Here is a 14,676-nt window from a genome sequence, read left to right as displayed (position 1 = left end):
CCGGCGGCCATCGGAGAATCTTATGAAACACGTAAACAGCTACTACGCCGCCACCCGCAACTTCACCGGTGACTTCCCTGTGTTGGAAGAACTGGTGGAATGCGACGTCTGTGTGATCGGCGCCGGCTACACCGGTTTGTCTTCGGCGCTGTTCCTCGCCGAAGCGGGCTACAGCGTCACCGTGCTCGAAGCGGCGAAGGTCGGCTTCGGCGCCAGCGGGCGCAACGGTGGCCAACTGGTTAACTCTTACAGTCGCGACGTCGATGTCATCGAAGAGCGCTACGGCGACAAAACCGCCGAAGTGCTCGGCAGCATGATCTTCGAAGGCGCCGACATCATTCGCCAGCGCATACAGCACTACGACATCCAGTGCGACTACCGTCCGGGCGGCATCTTTGCTGCGCTGAACAAGAAGCAGTTCAAGGGCCTGGCCGAGCAGAAGAAAACCTGGGAACGCTACGGCAACAAGAACCTGACCCTGCTCAGCGAGTCGGACATCAAGCGTGAAGTGGGTTGCGACAACTATGTCGGCGGCCTGCTGGACATGCAGGGCGGGCATATTCACCCGCTGAACCTGGCCCTGGGCGAAGCCTCGGCGATCATTGGCCTGGGTGGCAAGATCTTCGAACAGTCGGCGGCAGTGGAAATCACCTACGGCGAGCCGATCACCGTGCGCACCGCCAAGGGCGTGGTGCGGGCCAAGTACCTGCTGATCGCCGGTAACGCCTACCTGCCACAGGGCCTGGACAACCGCGTGACCGCCAAGAGCATGCCGTGCGGCTCGCAGATCGTCGTCACCGAACCGTTGACGGAGAAACAGGCCAAGAGCCTGATCACCAACAACTACTGCGTCGAAGACTGCAACTACCTGCTCGATTACTTCCGCCTGACTGCCGACAACCGCTTGCTCTACGGCGGTGGCGTGGTCTACGGCGCCCGCGAGCCGGACGATATCGAACAGCTGATCCGTCCGAAGATCCTCAAGACCTTCCCGCAATTGAAGGACGTGAAGATCGACTACCGCTGGACCGGCAACTTCCTGCTGACCATGTCGCGCATGCCGCAATTCGGCCGGATTGAGAAAAACGCCTATTACATGCAGGGCTACAGTGGCCACGGCGTTACTTGCTCGCACCTGGCTGGCAAATTGATCTCGGAAATGATTCGTGGCGATGCCGAACGCTTCAACGCGTTTGCATCCTTGCCACACATGCCAATGATCGGCGGGCGCACGTTCTCCGCGCCGCTCACCGCCATGGGCGCCGTGTATTACTCGCTGCGCGATCGGTTCGGGATCTAAGCGTTACCTCGCCGGCGGTGGCCCCAACAGGTATCGCCGGCTTTTTAATTGCAACAAAAAGCGCGACCTCTGTAGGAGCAAGGCTTGCCCGCGATAGCGCCAAATCAGGTGACATTTTAACCGCCTGACGGACCGCCATCGCGAGCAAGCTTTGCTCCTACAGCAACACCAACAAACGTGATTTAATAGCCGCCTTTCACGTTTGCGGGACCGGAAAACGGCGTGATCCGCGCCTGCTCTCCACCCCTCCATCATCGCTCCTACGGGTTGGCATATAAGGCTGTCATGGATACGGGCTCACGACTCAAATTAGTACGCGAAAGCTACAAACTGTCCCAGCGCGAGCTGGCCCGGCGTAGTGGCGTCACCAATGCCACCATCTCGCTGATCGAGCAGAACCGCGTCAGCCCCTCGGTCAGTTCCCTGAAAAAACTGCTAGAAGGCATCCCCATGTCCCTGGCGGACTTCTTTACCTTCGACCAGCCCCCGCGCGAACACCAATACGTCTTTCGTGCCAACGAACAACCAGACCTGGGCCGCCATGGCCTGCGCCTGCTGCTGATCGGTGCCTCGGTGCCAAGCCGGCAGATGCGCTTGCTACGCGAGCAATACGCACCGGGCGCCAGTTCCGGGGAAGAACCGATCGTGCATGCCGAAGGCGAAGAGTGCGGCTTGGTCACTCGGGGCACGGTTGAGCTCACCGTTGATGGGCAGGTCAGCGTATTGAATGCCGGGGATGGGTATTACTTCCCGACCACGCTGCCGCACCGGTTTCGCAATATCGGACAGGACGAGGCCGAAATCATCAGCGCCAACACGCCAGCCAACTTCTGATCACACGACAGCGCCTACATTGATGTTCGGGGACCGGTATGCACACCCCCTGTAGGAGCTGCCGAAGGCTGCGATCTTTTGATCTTGCGGCACAAGATCGCAGCCTCGTTGCACTCGACAGCTCCTACAGGGTGGCAGATTGCCAATGCCTTTCTGGCGGGATGAGGGGAGTCAACATCCTCAACTGTGTCTAAAATTCTTAGGAATTGACCAGCCTTGTAGGAACGACACATGACCAGATCCCGCTCATTGATTGCAGCTATTACATGCCTTGCATTGGTCACCGGCCCAGTGACCGCATGGGCTGATCCTGGCAATGGCAATGGCAATGGCAAGGCAAACTCGCAAAATGCCCAGGATCACGGCAATCAGGGGGGGCATGGAAACAAAGGGAAAAAATCCGGGGACAGTGATTGGGATCATGGCCCGAGCATCAATCACGCCAGCGTGCTCGGGATTGTCGGCGGTTATCGCGACTATTGGACACCCGGTCCGGCTTTGCCACCCGGCATTCAAAAAAACCTCGCCCGAGGCAAGCCGCTACCACCGGGGATAGCCAAAAAGCTCGACGGTCGGCTGATTGGCAAGTTGCCGCATTATGACGGCTATGAGTGGCAACAAGCAGGCGGGGACTTGATTCTGGTCGCGTTGGCCACCGGACTTATTTATGAAGTGCTTAATGGGGCTTTTGATTAACCTTTGAGAGGCGAGGGTGATTTGCATCTCATTCTCGAAAGCGCCTTTTGATATCGACCTTCCGTCTGTCGCGAGCATTTGAACTGTAAGGTGGGTAACGCGTCATACAGCATGCGAAATCAATCCTACGGAAGCAATCATGCTTTTAAACAACAAGAGTCTCGCCGCTGTCCTGTCCTGCGCCCTGATGTTCGCAGCCGCTCCATTACTGCCCGCTAACCTGTCCCTCATTAACGCCGCACACGCCAAAGAAGGTGGTGGTGGTGGTGGTGGTGGTGGTGGTGGTGGTGGTGGTGGTCACGGCGGTGGCAATGGCGGTGGCAATGGCGGTGGCAATGGCAATGGCGGCGGGCATGGTGGCGGAAACGGTGCCGGCCACGGCGCAGGTATGGGGGGCGGCCACAATGGCTCGGACCACGCCGGCAACGCCACCAGCAATGGCCATGGCAAAGGGCTGGCCAGCGATCATGCCGGCAACGCCACTCGCAACCACGGTATCAGCGGCAATCACTTTGGCAGTGAGCGTAATGACGATAATGGACGTGGCACAACGACGTCCGCCATCGCCCACTCCAAAGATACCCACGGCACCTCCAAGGCCCGTGCCATTTCGGCGGCGAAACCGGGTGATCACGAGGCGAAAGGATTGAGTAAGACTGGCATGTCGGGCTCGAAGAAAACCCATTGAGCAAACGCCTGTTGAGTCATTAAAAAACCGCAGCGATGCGGTTTTTTTGTGCCCGATATGAAGTGAATGCGCGAGGTAGATGTCGCTTTCTCGGTGTGGTCAGGGATCGAGTAGGGAGCGTTAAACTGGCGGCGTCTTTTTTATCACCAAGGAATGGACATGACATTGACTGTCGAAACGTTGATCAGCATTGCGATGACCAACCCCATAAATGCTCAAATCACTTCGCGTTTGCCTTCGCTCGGATTGAATCAATGCATGCTCACCGCGGGCTGCCTTTTCCAGGCCGTGTGGAATCATCAGTCGCTGCGACCCACGGCCTGGGGAATCAAGGATTACGACGTCTTCTACTTCGATACAGACCTCTCCTGGGAGGCCGAGAATGAGGTTATCCATTCGGCCCAGCGTCTGTTCCAGGACCTCGGTGTCAATATCGAAATCAAGAACCAGGCCCGTGTTCACCTTTGGTACGGCCAGCGTTTTGGCAAGGCCTATCCCGCACTTCAATCAGCGAAAGACGGGATTGATCGTTACTTGATTGCGGGTACCTGTATCGGGCTGGATGTTGCAACAGGCGAAGTCTATGCGCCGAACGGCCTGGCTGACATTGAACAGGGAATTCTTCGAATCAATCCGAAAAATCCGCAGCCAGACTTGTTTGAACAGAAAGCGAAAAGTTATCAGGAGCGTTGGTCTTGGCTGAGGATTCTGACGTCCTGAAGTCACAAATATCAGCGACAGGCCAACTCCAGCTATCGATTCGCGCTGCCGCAACCGCCCTTCAGGATGCCAAATGCCCATTGTGGTGAGGGGATTTATCCCCGTTCGGCGGCGCAGCCGTCGTAAAGCCGGGCACTTGGATTTGTCATAAGAAATGAACTTGTAGAGTTTGGGACCGCTTCGCGATCCAACGGGGATAAATCCCCTCGCCACAAAGGGGCGTTTTACCGGCCACCCAATCGAGCGTTCGTCGGATGTCAAAGGGGCCGCCCCTAGGAGTAGAAGTGACAACAGCTACGCTAGGGTAACAACCGGGAAACAGCGCCACGCCGTGACGTGTCCGAGGCGTATCAAGCGCGGCTTCAAGTCAGGGAGAACCGAAATGACCCAAACACTGGAACACGCCATCGCCATCGCAGCCGGCGCCCACGCAGGGCAGGTCGACAAGGGCGGTGCGCCGTACATCCTGCACGCGCTCAGGGTGATGCTGAAAGTCACCACACTGGAAGAGCGGATCGTCGCGGTACTGCATGACGTGGTCGAGGACTGCGACATCAGCCTGGAGGAGTTGCGTGAGGAGGGCTTCAGCGAAACGGTGCTGGCGGGTATTGAGTCCGTGACAAAAGTGCCGGGTGAATCCTATGAGGATTTCATTGCCCGCGTGGCGCAGAACCCGATTGGTCGGGTGGTGAAACTGGCGGACCTGGAAGAGAACAGTGATCTTTCGCGGATTGCCCAGCCAAGTTGGGAAGATCTTGAGCGGATTGAAAAGTATCGGCGGGCGATCGGAGTGCTGCGTTAATGTTCCCGACGTCCTGGTCGGGACACTTTTGAACGCTCTCAACGTCACGTGCTTGCGAGTGGATCCTTCGCTACTTGAAAGATGTAGTCGAAATAAACGTCAGTGTAGTGAGCAAAAAAGTCACAATGACTACTTCAAATCAGATTATTGATGACTTGGCTGTAGGGCTTTTCCGACAAATTGCCAAAAGTGTCTAGTTTGTGAAGTAGGCAAAGTCATATATAGCGCGTAGGAAACGTCCGGACGTGCATTTCAGGGGTGACATATTTCAGCGAGATCGTGCATCGTTGCTCCCCCGAATGTGTGGCGGTAGTCATTGACGACTTTTAATTAAAAGTATGTGTTTTTGCTTTTGAGCAAAATCTCATGGCATGGCCCGCAGTCGGTGTGTTGTATTCCACTCAGCATAAATTGGATTTTATCGAGCAATGGCAACGGCTGTTGCGATGTCGCATGGAGGAGTTATGGCTTCAAATAGCTTTCAAAATGAAGTGCCCAAGGCGCGGGTTAACATAAAACTCGATTTGCACACCGGTGGTGCGCAGAAAAAAGTCGAACTGCCGCTTAAGTTGATGGTGATGGGCGATTACAGTAACGGCAAGGAACAGCGTGCGTTATCGGCGCGGAGCAAGATCAGTATCAATAAAAACAACTTCGATAGCGTACTGGCCGAGTTCTCTCCCGCAATGACGCTTGCGGTACAAAATACCCTGGTCGAAGAGGACACCGAAACGTCGGTGGCGTTGAGCTTCGAGTGCATGAAGGATTTCGAACCCGAGCAGGTAGCTCGCCAGATTCCACAGCTTCGCGCGCTGTTGGCCATGCGTAATCTGTTGCGTGATCTCAAGTCCAACCTGCTGGATAACGCCACTTTCCGTTATGAGCTTGAGCGCATCCTCAAGGACGATGCGTTGAGCGATGAACTGCGAGCCGAACTGGCGGCACTGGCTCCAAAAGAAGTTCATTAATTCCTCTCGGTTCATTTAAAAGGAAGTTTCCATAATGTCGGTAGATAGTTCTAACGTGCAATCGCGCGGCGCTACAGTGTTGGCCGAAGAAAACAAAGGCGTTTACAGCGCGTTGTTTGGAAAGATCAATCTAAGTCCGGTCGAAACTCTGACTGGCATCGAAGTGTTCCAGAATGCCGAGGCCCTCTCGGAGGCCACGGCCGATGAGCGAGTCACCGCGGCCGTCAGTGTGTTCTTGAAGTTGCTCAAGCAGTCGTCGCAGAAAGTCGAGCGATTGGATAAAACCCTGCTGGATGAGCATATCGCGTCGCTGGATGCCCAGATCAGTCGCCAACTGGATATGGTCATGCATCATCCGGATTTCCAGCGAGTTGAATCAACCTGGCGCGGCGTAAAGTCGCTGATCGACCAAACGGATTTCCGCCAGAACGTCCGTATCGAGCTGTTGGATATCAGCAAGGATCACCTGGTACAAGATTTCGAAGACGCGCCGGAAATCGCGCAAAGTGGCCTGTATGTGCACACCTATACCCAGGAATACGACACACCGGGTGGCGAGCCGATTGCCGCCGCCATTTCCAACTTCGAATTCGATCGCAGCCCACAGGACATCGCCCTGCTGCGCAATATTTCCAAGGTGTCCGCCGCCGCGCACATGCCGTTCATTGGGGCAGTTGGCCCGGCCTTCTTTGGCAAGCAGTCGATGGAAGAAGTGGCGGCGATCAAGGACATCGGCAACTACTTCGACCGTGCCGAATACATCAAGTGGAAGGCATTTCGCGACAGTGACGATGCTCGCTACATCGGCTTGCTCATGCCACGTGTACTGGGTCGTCTGCCGTACGGGCCGGATACCGTTCCGGTGCGCAGCTTCAACTACATCGAGAGCGTAAAAGGGCCGGACCACGACAAGTATCTGTGGACCAACGCCTCGTTTGCCTTCGCCACCAATATGGTCAAAAGCTTCATCGCCAATGGCTGGTGCGTGCAGATTCGCGGACCTCAATCGGGCGGTGCGGTCACTGATTTGCCGATTCACTTGTACGATCTGGGCACAGGCAACCAAGTGAAAATCCCTTCGGAAGTAATGATTCCCGAGACCCGCGAATTCGAGTTCGCCAACCTCGGTTTCATCCCGCTCTCTTACTACAAGAACCGCGACTACGCGTGCTTCTTCTCGGCCAACTCCGCGCAGAAACCGGCGCTGTACGACACCGCCGATGCCACGGCCAACAGTCGCATCAACTCGCGCTTGCCTTACATCTTCCTGCTGTCGCGCATCGCTCATTATTTGAAGTTGATCCAGCGCGAAAACATCGGCACGACCAAGGATCGTCGTTTGCTCGAGCTGGAATTGAACAAGTGGATCAGCGGGCTGGTGACCGAGATGACCGATCCGGGTGACGACCTTCAGGCATCCCATCCGCTGCGCGATGCCAAAGTGACCGTGGAGGACATCGAGGACAACCCCGGCTTCTTCCGCGTCAAGTTGTATGCCGTGCCGCATTTCCAGGTGGAAGGCATGGACGTCAATTTATCGCTGGTTTCGCAGATGCCCAAAGCGAAAGCCTGAACCGTTCATACCCAAGTCAATTCGTAGGGATACGACTTCATGAAGATCGATCGTCCTTTGTGGGCTGCGGGGGCTCTATTGTCTCCGCAGCAATTTCAACAGCAGGCACGCTGGGAGGCCTGGGCCAATGAGGGGCTGGCGCAATTGTCGCTCGTCCACCCTTGGGGTATCCAGGCCGTGGCGTTTGATATGCAAGCCTTGCGGCTGGGCAAACTCAAGCCCACTCAACTGCGCCTGCGCATGCCCGACGGCACGTTGATCGATACCGATCATGTGGATCGTCTTCCTGATGGCGTGGAGTTGGCCCGGCTGCTGCCCGATGACGTTCAAGTGGCGACATTGCTGCTGGCCTTGCCGCTGGAACAAGCCAATGGCAACAACTGCCTGTTCGATACCGACAATGCCGATCGGCCGACACGCTATCGCCAGGATTGGCGTCAGGTGCAGGACCTCTACGGCGACGAGACGCAATCGATCGGTGTCTTGGAGCATGTACTGAGTCTGCGCTTCGCCCATGACGATAACGGCAATTACCTGACCTGCCCGATTGCGCGCCTGATGCGTGACGGGCAGGGCGCCTGGAGCCTGGATGCCGGTTACGTGCCGCCACTGCTCAGTTTCGCAGCGCATCCCGGGTTGCTGGCGCAACTGGACAATCTGTTCACGCAATTGTCCGCCAAGCGTCAGCGGTTGATGGGCATGCGGCGTGAGAGCAACCAGCGCATGGCTGACTTCGCCGTGGCCGATGTGTCGTTGTTCTGGCTGCTCAATGCACTGAACACCTACCAGCCGGTACTGGCCGATTTCAAGGCCTTTCCCGCACGGCATCCGGAACAGGTTTATCTGGAACTGTCGAAACTGGCCGGCAGCCTGCTGACCTTTTCGCTGGAACACGATATCGAGCAAATTCGGCCTTACCACCATGAGCAGCTGGAAAAGGTTTTTCCCTCATTGCTGCAACTGATCTCCACGTTGCTGGAAGCCAGTCTGCCGTCGCGGGTCATTGCCCTTGCGCTGGAGCAGACCGTTGCCAACCGCTGGCAGGTCCCTCTCAGCGATGGGCGCTTGTGTGAGCCTGACAGCGTCGATTTCTATCTGTCGGTGCGCTGTCGCATGCCTGCTGCGCAGTTGCAACAGCAGTTCCCGCGCCTGTGCAAGATCGGCGCGCCGGATGATCTCGATCGACTGGTCAATGCCGCGCTCGACGGCGTGCCGTTGCAATCGCTCAGTCATGTCCCGGCGGCCATTCCCCTGCGTCTGGAGAACCAGTACTTCGCCCTTGATCTGAGCCATGAAAAGGGGCGGGCCATGCTGGCCTCGGGCACCTGTGCCGTCTACGTTCCCGGCACCCTGGCCGACGTCAAACTTGAACTCTTCGCGGTACTGCGCACATGAATCCGATCGCATCGAAAAAACACCTCGCCTGCGCGTTGGCGATCGACTCGCTGTTGCAGGACAGCTATTTGCTGGTGGTCGAGCTGCGGCAAAAAGCGTCGATAGACAGACGCGAGCCCTTCATTGACCTGTGCACCCAGCAAGTCGAGTACGTGCGTCAGCGGCTGGAACAGGCAGGATTGAGCCCGCGCAGCATCGACCACATCAGTCATGCGCAATGCGCGTTGCTGGACGAAACCGTACTGGGGTTTGCCAAGGACGGTGACCACACCCAATGGGCCAGCGAGCCGCTGCAAGCGAAGTTTTTCAATCGTCACCAGGCCGGTGAATTTCTGTATGAGGACATGCGTGAAGTGCTGCGCGAGCCCACCCCGGACCTGCATGTACTGACGGCTTTCCACCGAGTGCTGATGCTGGGATTTCAGGGGCGTTATCGCGACATCAATGACCCCGAGCGTGAGCAACTGTTGGCCGCCTTGAGTGAGCAGGTTGCACCGCTGAACCTCGACCAGACAATTGCGACGCAAACCACTGCAGGTTCCCGGCTGGCAATACTGCACGGGCTGCAATCGCCGCTCGCCCAGGTGGTGGCGGCAGGGCTGTTGCTCGGGGCGACCTGGTGGGGGTTGGACTACCTGCTGGCGGGTTGGGTTGCCACGCTCGTGCCTGAGGTGTGAGGGCGCGATGACGTTCAAACTCAAACGCGGTCTCTGGCTTTGGGCCGGCACGCTCGCCATTGCACTGCTGGTGATCATCCCGCTGACCGCCTGGACCCGCGCCACAGCGATTCTGCTTGTGATGGGTGGCGTCCTGCTGATCTGCAAGCGGATCAGCGAGCGCGCGTTACGCCAGGGCGAAAACCTGGAGATCGCGAACCATCAGTCGTTGCCACCGGTGGCCTATCGTCAACCAGTGGTGCTGGTCTGTGGTGATGGTCTGGAGGGCCTGTTTGGCTTGATCCCGGCCGAGCAATTGGCTCTGCGCATTACCGACAAGGGGTGCTATGTGCGGGTACCGCTTGTGGAGCGGCTACCGCAGGTGGCCGACCGCCTGATCGCCTCGCGCCCTGATTGGGGGCGGCAACTGAGCGTGATGTTCATCGTCAATCCGCAGGCACATACCGACCGCGAAGTCCTGGCCGGACGCCTGCGCGCCTTGCGCCACCAGTTGCTGCGGGTGCGCAAGCAAGGCTTTGCCTTGCCATTGCTGTTGGTGAGCTACCTGCAAGCGGCTCGAGGCGAGGGACCATGGTTCAGTTGGGAGGACGGACGCGCCATCGCGCGTGTGCGTGAAGACGGCGCCTGTGTCGAGCTGGATGACTGGCAAACGCAAACCGCAGACAGTGCAATCCGCGCTTCGCGCTTGCAGACCTGTGTCCAGTTGAGCAGTACGGCGGCGTGGCTGGGTGAGGCGGTGCTGCCGCATCTTGCTTCACGCGAGGGTGGGGCATGCAACGCTCTGGCGGTGACCAGCGCGATCACGCTGGTGACGTCAATGCCCAACAAGGCCGATGGCAACCTATGGCAACAATGGTTGCGCGAAAAGGTCGCCCTGATAGGCGCGCAAACGAGCGACGAGTCCCAGGCCTTGCCGTTCCCCGATCCACTGCTGCCGCTGCTGGCCAGCGATACCCGCTACGCGCCCAACCGCCGTGCCCTTGTGATTGCTCTGTGGTTGTTCACGGCTGCCGCGCTGGTCGCGTTGGGCAGTTCCGCGTGGCAGAACACCTTGTTGGCGCGACAGGTCAGCGATGACCTGCGCCGATACGCGTCCATCTCTCCGGCAGAGTTCGCCCGGCGGGAAGCGGCCCTGAACGTATTGCACCAGGAGGCTTCACGCCTGGACGGCTACTACCGTCACGGCGCGCCGTTGTCGCTGGGGTTCGGCCTGTATCACGGTAACCGCCTGCGCGAGCATGTGCTGGCGGTGATCGGCGCTCACCGACAGCCCGTGAAGGCCGTCGCCACCACCGTACGCCTGGACAGCCTGTCGTTGTTCAGCAGCGGCAGTGCACAACTCAAATCCGATTCAGCCAAAGTCCTGATCAATGCCTTGGTCGACATCAAGGCCCAGCCCGGCTGGCTGATCGTCATTGCCGGGCACACCGATGCCAGCGGCAGCGCCGAGCACAACCTGCAGTTGTCGCGAGCCCGTGCCGCAGCGGTTCACCAGTGGATGCGGCAGATGGGTGACATCCCGGACAGCTGCTTCGCCGTGCAGGGCTTCGGCGCCACCCAGCCCATCGCCAGTAATGACACCGAAGCCGGGCGCCAGGCCAATCGGCGCGTCGATATCCGCCTGATTCCGGAAGCGGGAGCCTGTGCGCTACCCACTGCGGGATCGGGCATGCAACCCCAGCCGCATACCGCGGCATTCATGTACTAAGAAAAGGAGTTTCACATGGCAATTCCCGTTTACCTGTGGCTGCAAGATGACGGCGGCGCGGACATCAAGGGTTCAGTGGACGTGCAAAAGCGCGAAGGCAGCATCGAAGTGGTCGCCCAGGACCACAGCCTGTACATCCCCACCGACAACAACACCGGCAAGCTGACCGGCACGCGGGTTCACACCCCGTTCCTGTTCAGCAAGGAAATCGATGCCTCCAGTCCCTACCTGTACAAGGCCGTGACCACCGGCCAGACCCTCAAGAGCGCCGAGTTCCGGTGGTACCGGATCGACGATGCCGGCCAGGAAGTGGAGTACTTCAACACCCGCCTGGAGAACGTCAAAGTGGTGAAAGTCGCGCCGAAAATGCACGACGTCAAAGACCCGTCCAAGGAAAAGCACAACCACCTCGAGCAGATCGAGTTGCGCTACGAGAAGGTCACCTGGACCTACAAGGACGGCAACATCATCCACTCCGATTCCTGGAGTGAACGCCAGAGCGCCTGACGCGCAATGACCAGCAGGCAGGCTTCTGCCTGCTGGTTGCGGTGTGCCGGGTTGAGTGTGCCGGGTTGAGCGTCTGTTCGCGGACGTTCAACCCGGCACATCCCCCACGCTTTCCATTCGCACAAACGACTACACGCTGGGCATCCAGCACAAGGACGTATTCCATGGCCGAACACTCCGCTCGCTTGCTTCGTCGCCTCAATCCCTATTGCGCCCAGGCCCTGAGCGCGGCGGCTTCGCTGTGCCAAAGCCGGGCCCACGCGCACATCAGTATCGAACACTGGCTGCTCAAGTTGCTTGAGCAAGGCGAGGGTGACCTGACCCTCATTGCCCGACGCTATGAATGGGACATGGACGCGTTGTGGCGTGGCCTGCTTGATCACCTCGACACATTGCCACGCAGCGTGCAAAGCAAGCCGCAGTTGTGTGCAAAGTTGCAGGAATTGACCACGAACGCCTGGCTGCGCGCATCGCTGGAGGGCAGTGAACATCTTCGATCGGCGGACCTGCTTGGCGCTCTGCTGGAGACCCCCGAATTGATGGCATGCGAAGCGGCCTGGCCGCTGCTGAGTGTCAGCGATACTCAGTTGCGACATCTGTTGCCTGTGTTGGATCAACACTCCGAAGAGCGACCGCAAGTGCAGCAAGAGGCCGTATTGGTCTCGGCTGCGGATCCGTTGGCCATACCACCGGCCAACGATGCCTTGCTGGCGGTGCTGGACAGATTCACCCAGGACATTACTGCCAGGGCGAGGGCGGGGCAGATCGATCCGGTGTTTGGCCGTGACGATGAAATTCGCCAGGTGATCGACATCCTCGGTCGCCGACGCAAGAACAATCCGATCCTGGTTGGCGAACCCGGGGTGGGCAAAACCGCACTGGTCGAAGGCCTGGCCCTGCGCATCGCCGAAGGCAATGTTCCGGACAGCCTGAAAACTGTGAGTGTGCGTACCCTCGATCTGGGGTTGTTGCAGGCCGGGGCCGGGGTCAAGGGTGAGTTCGAACAGCGCCTGAAAAACGTCATCGACGCTGTGCAGCAATCGGAAAGTCCGGTGCTGCTGTTCATCGACGAAGCCCACACCTTGATTGGTGCCGGTAACCAGGCAGGCGGTGCCGATGCAGCCAATCTACTCAAGCCAGCGCTGGCCCGTGGCGAGTTGCGCACGATCGCGGCCACCACCTGGAGTGAGTACAAGCAGTACTTCGAACGTGATGCCGCCCTTGAGCGACGCTTCCAGCAGGTCAAGGTCGACGAGCCCGATGACGACAGCGCGTGCCTCATGCTCCGTGGACTCAAGGCTCGCTACGCCAGTCATCATGGCGTGCATATCCAGGACGCAGCGGTGCAGGCGGCAGTCAGCCTGTCTCGCCGTTACCTGACGGGGCGACAACTGCCGGACAAAGCCGTCGACCTGCTCGATACCACCAGCGCGCGAGTGCGCATGAGTCTCGATTGCGAGCCGCAGGCCCTGGTGCGGCTCAAGGCCCGGCAGGCGGCGCTGGATCTGGAGTGGCATGCATTGCAGGAAGACCAGCAGTTGAGCGGCAGCCGTGCTGATGAACGTCTGGTGATCATCGCGGCGCAGCACGTCGAAGTCGAGCACCAGAAAATCGAATTGACCCGGCAATACCAGCTTGAGCTGGAGCTGACGCAGGCGCTGCTAAAAGCGAGGCAGGGTGACTCACCTGACACGCAAGCCTGCGCACAGTTGCATGCACGATTGATTCAGGTGCAAGGCGCTCAACCGTTACTTTCTGCGGACGTCGATACCCGCCGTGTCGCCGAGGTGATTGCCGACTGGACTGGTGTGCCCTTGAGTAGCCTGCTCAAGGATGAACAAGCCAATCTCCTGCTGCTGGAGCAGCAACTGGGTGAACGGGTGATCGGCCAGGATCATGCCCTTGGCGCACTTGCCCAGCGTTTGCGTGCGGCCAAAACCGGACTCACCGAAGAACAGGCGCCGCTGGGGGTATTTCTGCTGGTGGGCACCAGCGGCGTCGGCAAGACCGAAACCGCGCTGGCCCTGGCGGACTGCCTGTTCGGTGGCGAAAAGTCGCTGATCACCCTCAACCTTTCCGAGTACCAGGAAGCCCACACCGTCAGCCAGCTCAAAGGCTCACCACCGGGTTATGTCGGTTACGGCCAGGGCGGGGTACTCACCGAAGCCGTACGCCAGCGCCCCTACAGTGTGGTGTTGCTCGATGAAGTGGAGAAAGCCCACCGCGACGTGCTCAACCTGTTCTACCAAGTCTTCGACCGCGGCTTCATGCGCGATGGAGAAGGGTGCGAAATCGACTTTCGCAATACGGTCATTCTCATGACCTCAAACCTGGGCAGCGATGAACTGCAAACCGGACTGCAAGCGCAACCGGATGCACCGGACAGCACCCTGCACGAATGGCTGCGCCCGATCCTGCGCGATCACTTCCAGCCGGCGTTGCTGGCACGCTTTCAAACCCTGATCTATCGCCCGCTGGATGCCTGTGCGCTCAAGCGCATCGTCGCACTCAAACTCGCCAAGGTCGCCCAGCGCTTGCAGCGCCACTATGGCCTGACCTGCCAAATCGAAGATTCGCTCAACGACGCCCTGGTGGCCGCCTGCCTGTTGCCGGACACCGGCGCGCGCAACATCGACAGCTTGCTCAACCAGCAGATATTGCCGGTGCTCAGCCAACAGCTCTTGCAGCGCCAGGCCGTCGATTTGAAGACCCTTGGCATCACCCTGGGCTACAGCGACGAATCCGGCATTTGCCTGTCTTTTATCGATGCTGAGCAAACGGCGTCCTCTATGGTCGTGGAGGCCTGAA

General features: G+C 58.7%; 13 protein-coding genes. All 13 read left to right on the top strand.

Features of this window, described 5'->3' with window-relative positions:
* Positions 1–22 precede the first annotated feature (22 nt).
* The 13 genes from ABTV22_RS18220 to tssH all read left to right on the top strand — a co-directional run bounded on the left by ABTV22_RS18220 (position 23) and on the right by tssH (position 14,675).
* On the top strand, positions 23–1,300 hold the full coding sequence (locus ABTV22_RS18220; RefSeq protein ID WP_433735890.1) for an NAD(P)/FAD-dependent oxidoreductase: 1,278 nt from the start codon (positions 23–25) through the stop codon (positions 1,298–1,300).
* A 285-nt stretch (positions 1,301–1,585) separates the two neighbouring features.
* The gene (locus tag ABTV22_RS18215) at positions 1,586–2,134 is read left to right on the top strand and encodes a cupin domain-containing protein (protein WP_433735889.1); all 549 of its coding nucleotides are present in this window, start codon (positions 1,586–1,588) and stop codon (positions 2,132–2,134) included.
* 231 nt (positions 2,135–2,365) lie between these two features.
* Positions 2,366–2,830: an anti-virulence regulator CigR family protein gene (locus ABTV22_RS18210; protein ID WP_433735888.1), complete on the top strand. Its 465-nt coding sequence runs from the start codon at positions 2,366–2,368 to the stop codon at positions 2,828–2,830.
* A 139-nt stretch (positions 2,831–2,969) separates the two neighbouring features.
* Positions 2,970–3,518 (top strand): hypothetical protein, encoded by a 549-nt coding sequence (locus ABTV22_RS18205; protein ID WP_433735887.1) that lies wholly within the window; start codon positions 2,970–2,972, stop codon positions 3,516–3,518.
* A 159-nt stretch (positions 3,519–3,677) separates the two neighbouring features.
* On the top strand, positions 3,678–4,238 hold the full coding sequence (locus tag ABTV22_RS18200; RefSeq protein WP_433735886.1) for a nucleotidyltransferase family protein: 561 nt from the start codon (positions 3,678–3,680) through the stop codon (positions 4,236–4,238).
* A 382-nt stretch (positions 4,239–4,620) separates the two neighbouring features.
* The gene (locus ABTV22_RS18195) at positions 4,621–5,040 is read left to right on the top strand and encodes an HD domain-containing protein (protein ID WP_433735885.1); all 420 of its coding nucleotides are present in this window, start codon (positions 4,621–4,623) and stop codon (positions 5,038–5,040) included.
* A gap of 464 nt (positions 5,041–5,504) precedes the next feature.
* Positions 5,505–6,008 carry a type VI secretion system contractile sheath small subunit gene (gene tssB, locus ABTV22_RS18190; protein WP_433735884.1) on the top strand — a complete coding sequence of 168 codons (504 nt, stop codon included), beginning with the start codon at positions 5,505–5,507 and terminating at the stop codon, positions 6,006–6,008.
* Positions 6,009–6,042: 34 nt separating this feature from the next.
* Positions 6,043–7,581: a type VI secretion system contractile sheath large subunit gene (gene tssC / locus ABTV22_RS18185; protein ID WP_433735883.1), complete on the top strand. Its 1,539-nt coding sequence runs from the start codon at positions 6,043–6,045 to the stop codon at positions 7,579–7,581.
* A gap of 39 nt (positions 7,582–7,620) precedes the next feature.
* Entirely contained in the window at positions 7,621–8,976 is a 1,356-nt protein-coding gene (tssK, locus tag ABTV22_RS18180) for a type VI secretion system baseplate subunit TssK (protein ID WP_433735882.1), read from the top strand.
* Positions 8,973–9,653 (top strand): type VI secretion system protein TssL, short form, encoded by a 681-nt coding sequence (tssL, locus tag ABTV22_RS18175; protein WP_433735881.1) that lies wholly within the window; start codon positions 8,973–8,975, stop codon positions 9,651–9,653. The genes tssK and tssL overlap by 4 nt, the downstream gene beginning before the upstream one ends.
* A gap of 7 nt (positions 9,654–9,660) precedes the next feature.
* Positions 9,661–11,361, top strand: coding sequence for an OmpA family protein (locus ABTV22_RS18170; RefSeq protein ID WP_433735880.1), 1,701 nt, complete (start codon positions 9,661–9,663; stop codon positions 11,359–11,361).
* Between the two features lie 15 nt (positions 11,362–11,376).
* Positions 11,377–11,868 (top strand): Hcp family type VI secretion system effector, encoded by a 492-nt coding sequence (locus ABTV22_RS18165; protein ID WP_433735879.1) that lies wholly within the window; start codon positions 11,377–11,379, stop codon positions 11,866–11,868.
* A 164-nt stretch (positions 11,869–12,032) separates the two neighbouring features.
* On the top strand, positions 12,033–14,675 hold the full coding sequence (gene tssH, locus ABTV22_RS18160) for a type VI secretion system ATPase TssH (protein ID WP_433735878.1): 2,643 nt from the start codon (positions 12,033–12,035) through the stop codon (positions 14,673–14,675).
* The last annotated feature ends 1 nt before the right edge of the window (position 14,676 follow it).

Origin of the sequence: Pseudomonas putida (genome assembly GCF_050990305.1) — a bacterium.
Classification (GTDB): Bacteria; Pseudomonadota; Gammaproteobacteria; order Pseudomonadales; family Pseudomonadaceae; genus Aquipseudomonas; species Aquipseudomonas putida_AH.
Note: the sequence above shows the minus strand (reverse complement) of the source record. Positions and strands in the feature narration are given on the sequence as shown.

What these genes read in the sequence shown, in the direction of transcription:
- ABTV22_RS18220 (WP_433735890.1), top strand. Translation starts at nt 23, where the DNA reads ATGAAACACGTAAACAGCTACTACGCCGCCACCCGCAACTTCACCGGT.
- ABTV22_RS18215 (WP_433735889.1), top strand. Translation starts at nt 1,586, where the DNA reads ATGGATACGGGCTCACGACTCAAATTAGTACGCGAAAGCTACAAACTG.
- ABTV22_RS18210 (WP_433735888.1), top strand. Translation starts at nt 2,366, where the DNA reads ATGACCAGATCCCGCTCATTGATTGCAGCTATTACATGCCTTGCATTG.
- ABTV22_RS18205 (WP_433735887.1), top strand. Translation starts at nt 2,970, where the DNA reads ATGCTTTTAAACAACAAGAGTCTCGCCGCTGTCCTGTCCTGCGCCCTG.
- ABTV22_RS18200 (WP_433735886.1), top strand. Translation starts at nt 3,678, where the DNA reads ATGACATTGACTGTCGAAACGTTGATCAGCATTGCGATGACCAACCCC.
- ABTV22_RS18195 (WP_433735885.1), top strand. Translation starts at nt 4,621, where the DNA reads ATGACCCAAACACTGGAACACGCCATCGCCATCGCAGCCGGCGCCCAC.
- tssB (WP_433735884.1), top strand. Translation starts at nt 5,505, where the DNA reads ATGGCTTCAAATAGCTTTCAAAATGAAGTGCCCAAGGCGCGGGTTAAC.
- tssC (WP_433735883.1), top strand. Translation starts at nt 6,043, where the DNA reads ATGTCGGTAGATAGTTCTAACGTGCAATCGCGCGGCGCTACAGTGTTG.
- tssK (WP_433735882.1), top strand. Translation starts at nt 7,621, where the DNA reads ATGAAGATCGATCGTCCTTTGTGGGCTGCGGGGGCTCTATTGTCTCCG.
- tssL (WP_433735881.1), top strand. Translation starts at nt 8,973, where the DNA reads ATGAATCCGATCGCATCGAAAAAACACCTCGCCTGCGCGTTGGCGATC.
- ABTV22_RS18170 (WP_433735880.1), top strand. Translation starts at nt 9,661, where the DNA reads ATGACGTTCAAACTCAAACGCGGTCTCTGGCTTTGGGCCGGCACGCTC.
- ABTV22_RS18165 (WP_433735879.1), top strand. Translation starts at nt 11,377, where the DNA reads ATGGCAATTCCCGTTTACCTGTGGCTGCAAGATGACGGCGGCGCGGAC.
- tssH (WP_433735878.1), top strand. Translation starts at nt 12,033, where the DNA reads ATGGCCGAACACTCCGCTCGCTTGCTTCGTCGCCTCAATCCCTATTGC.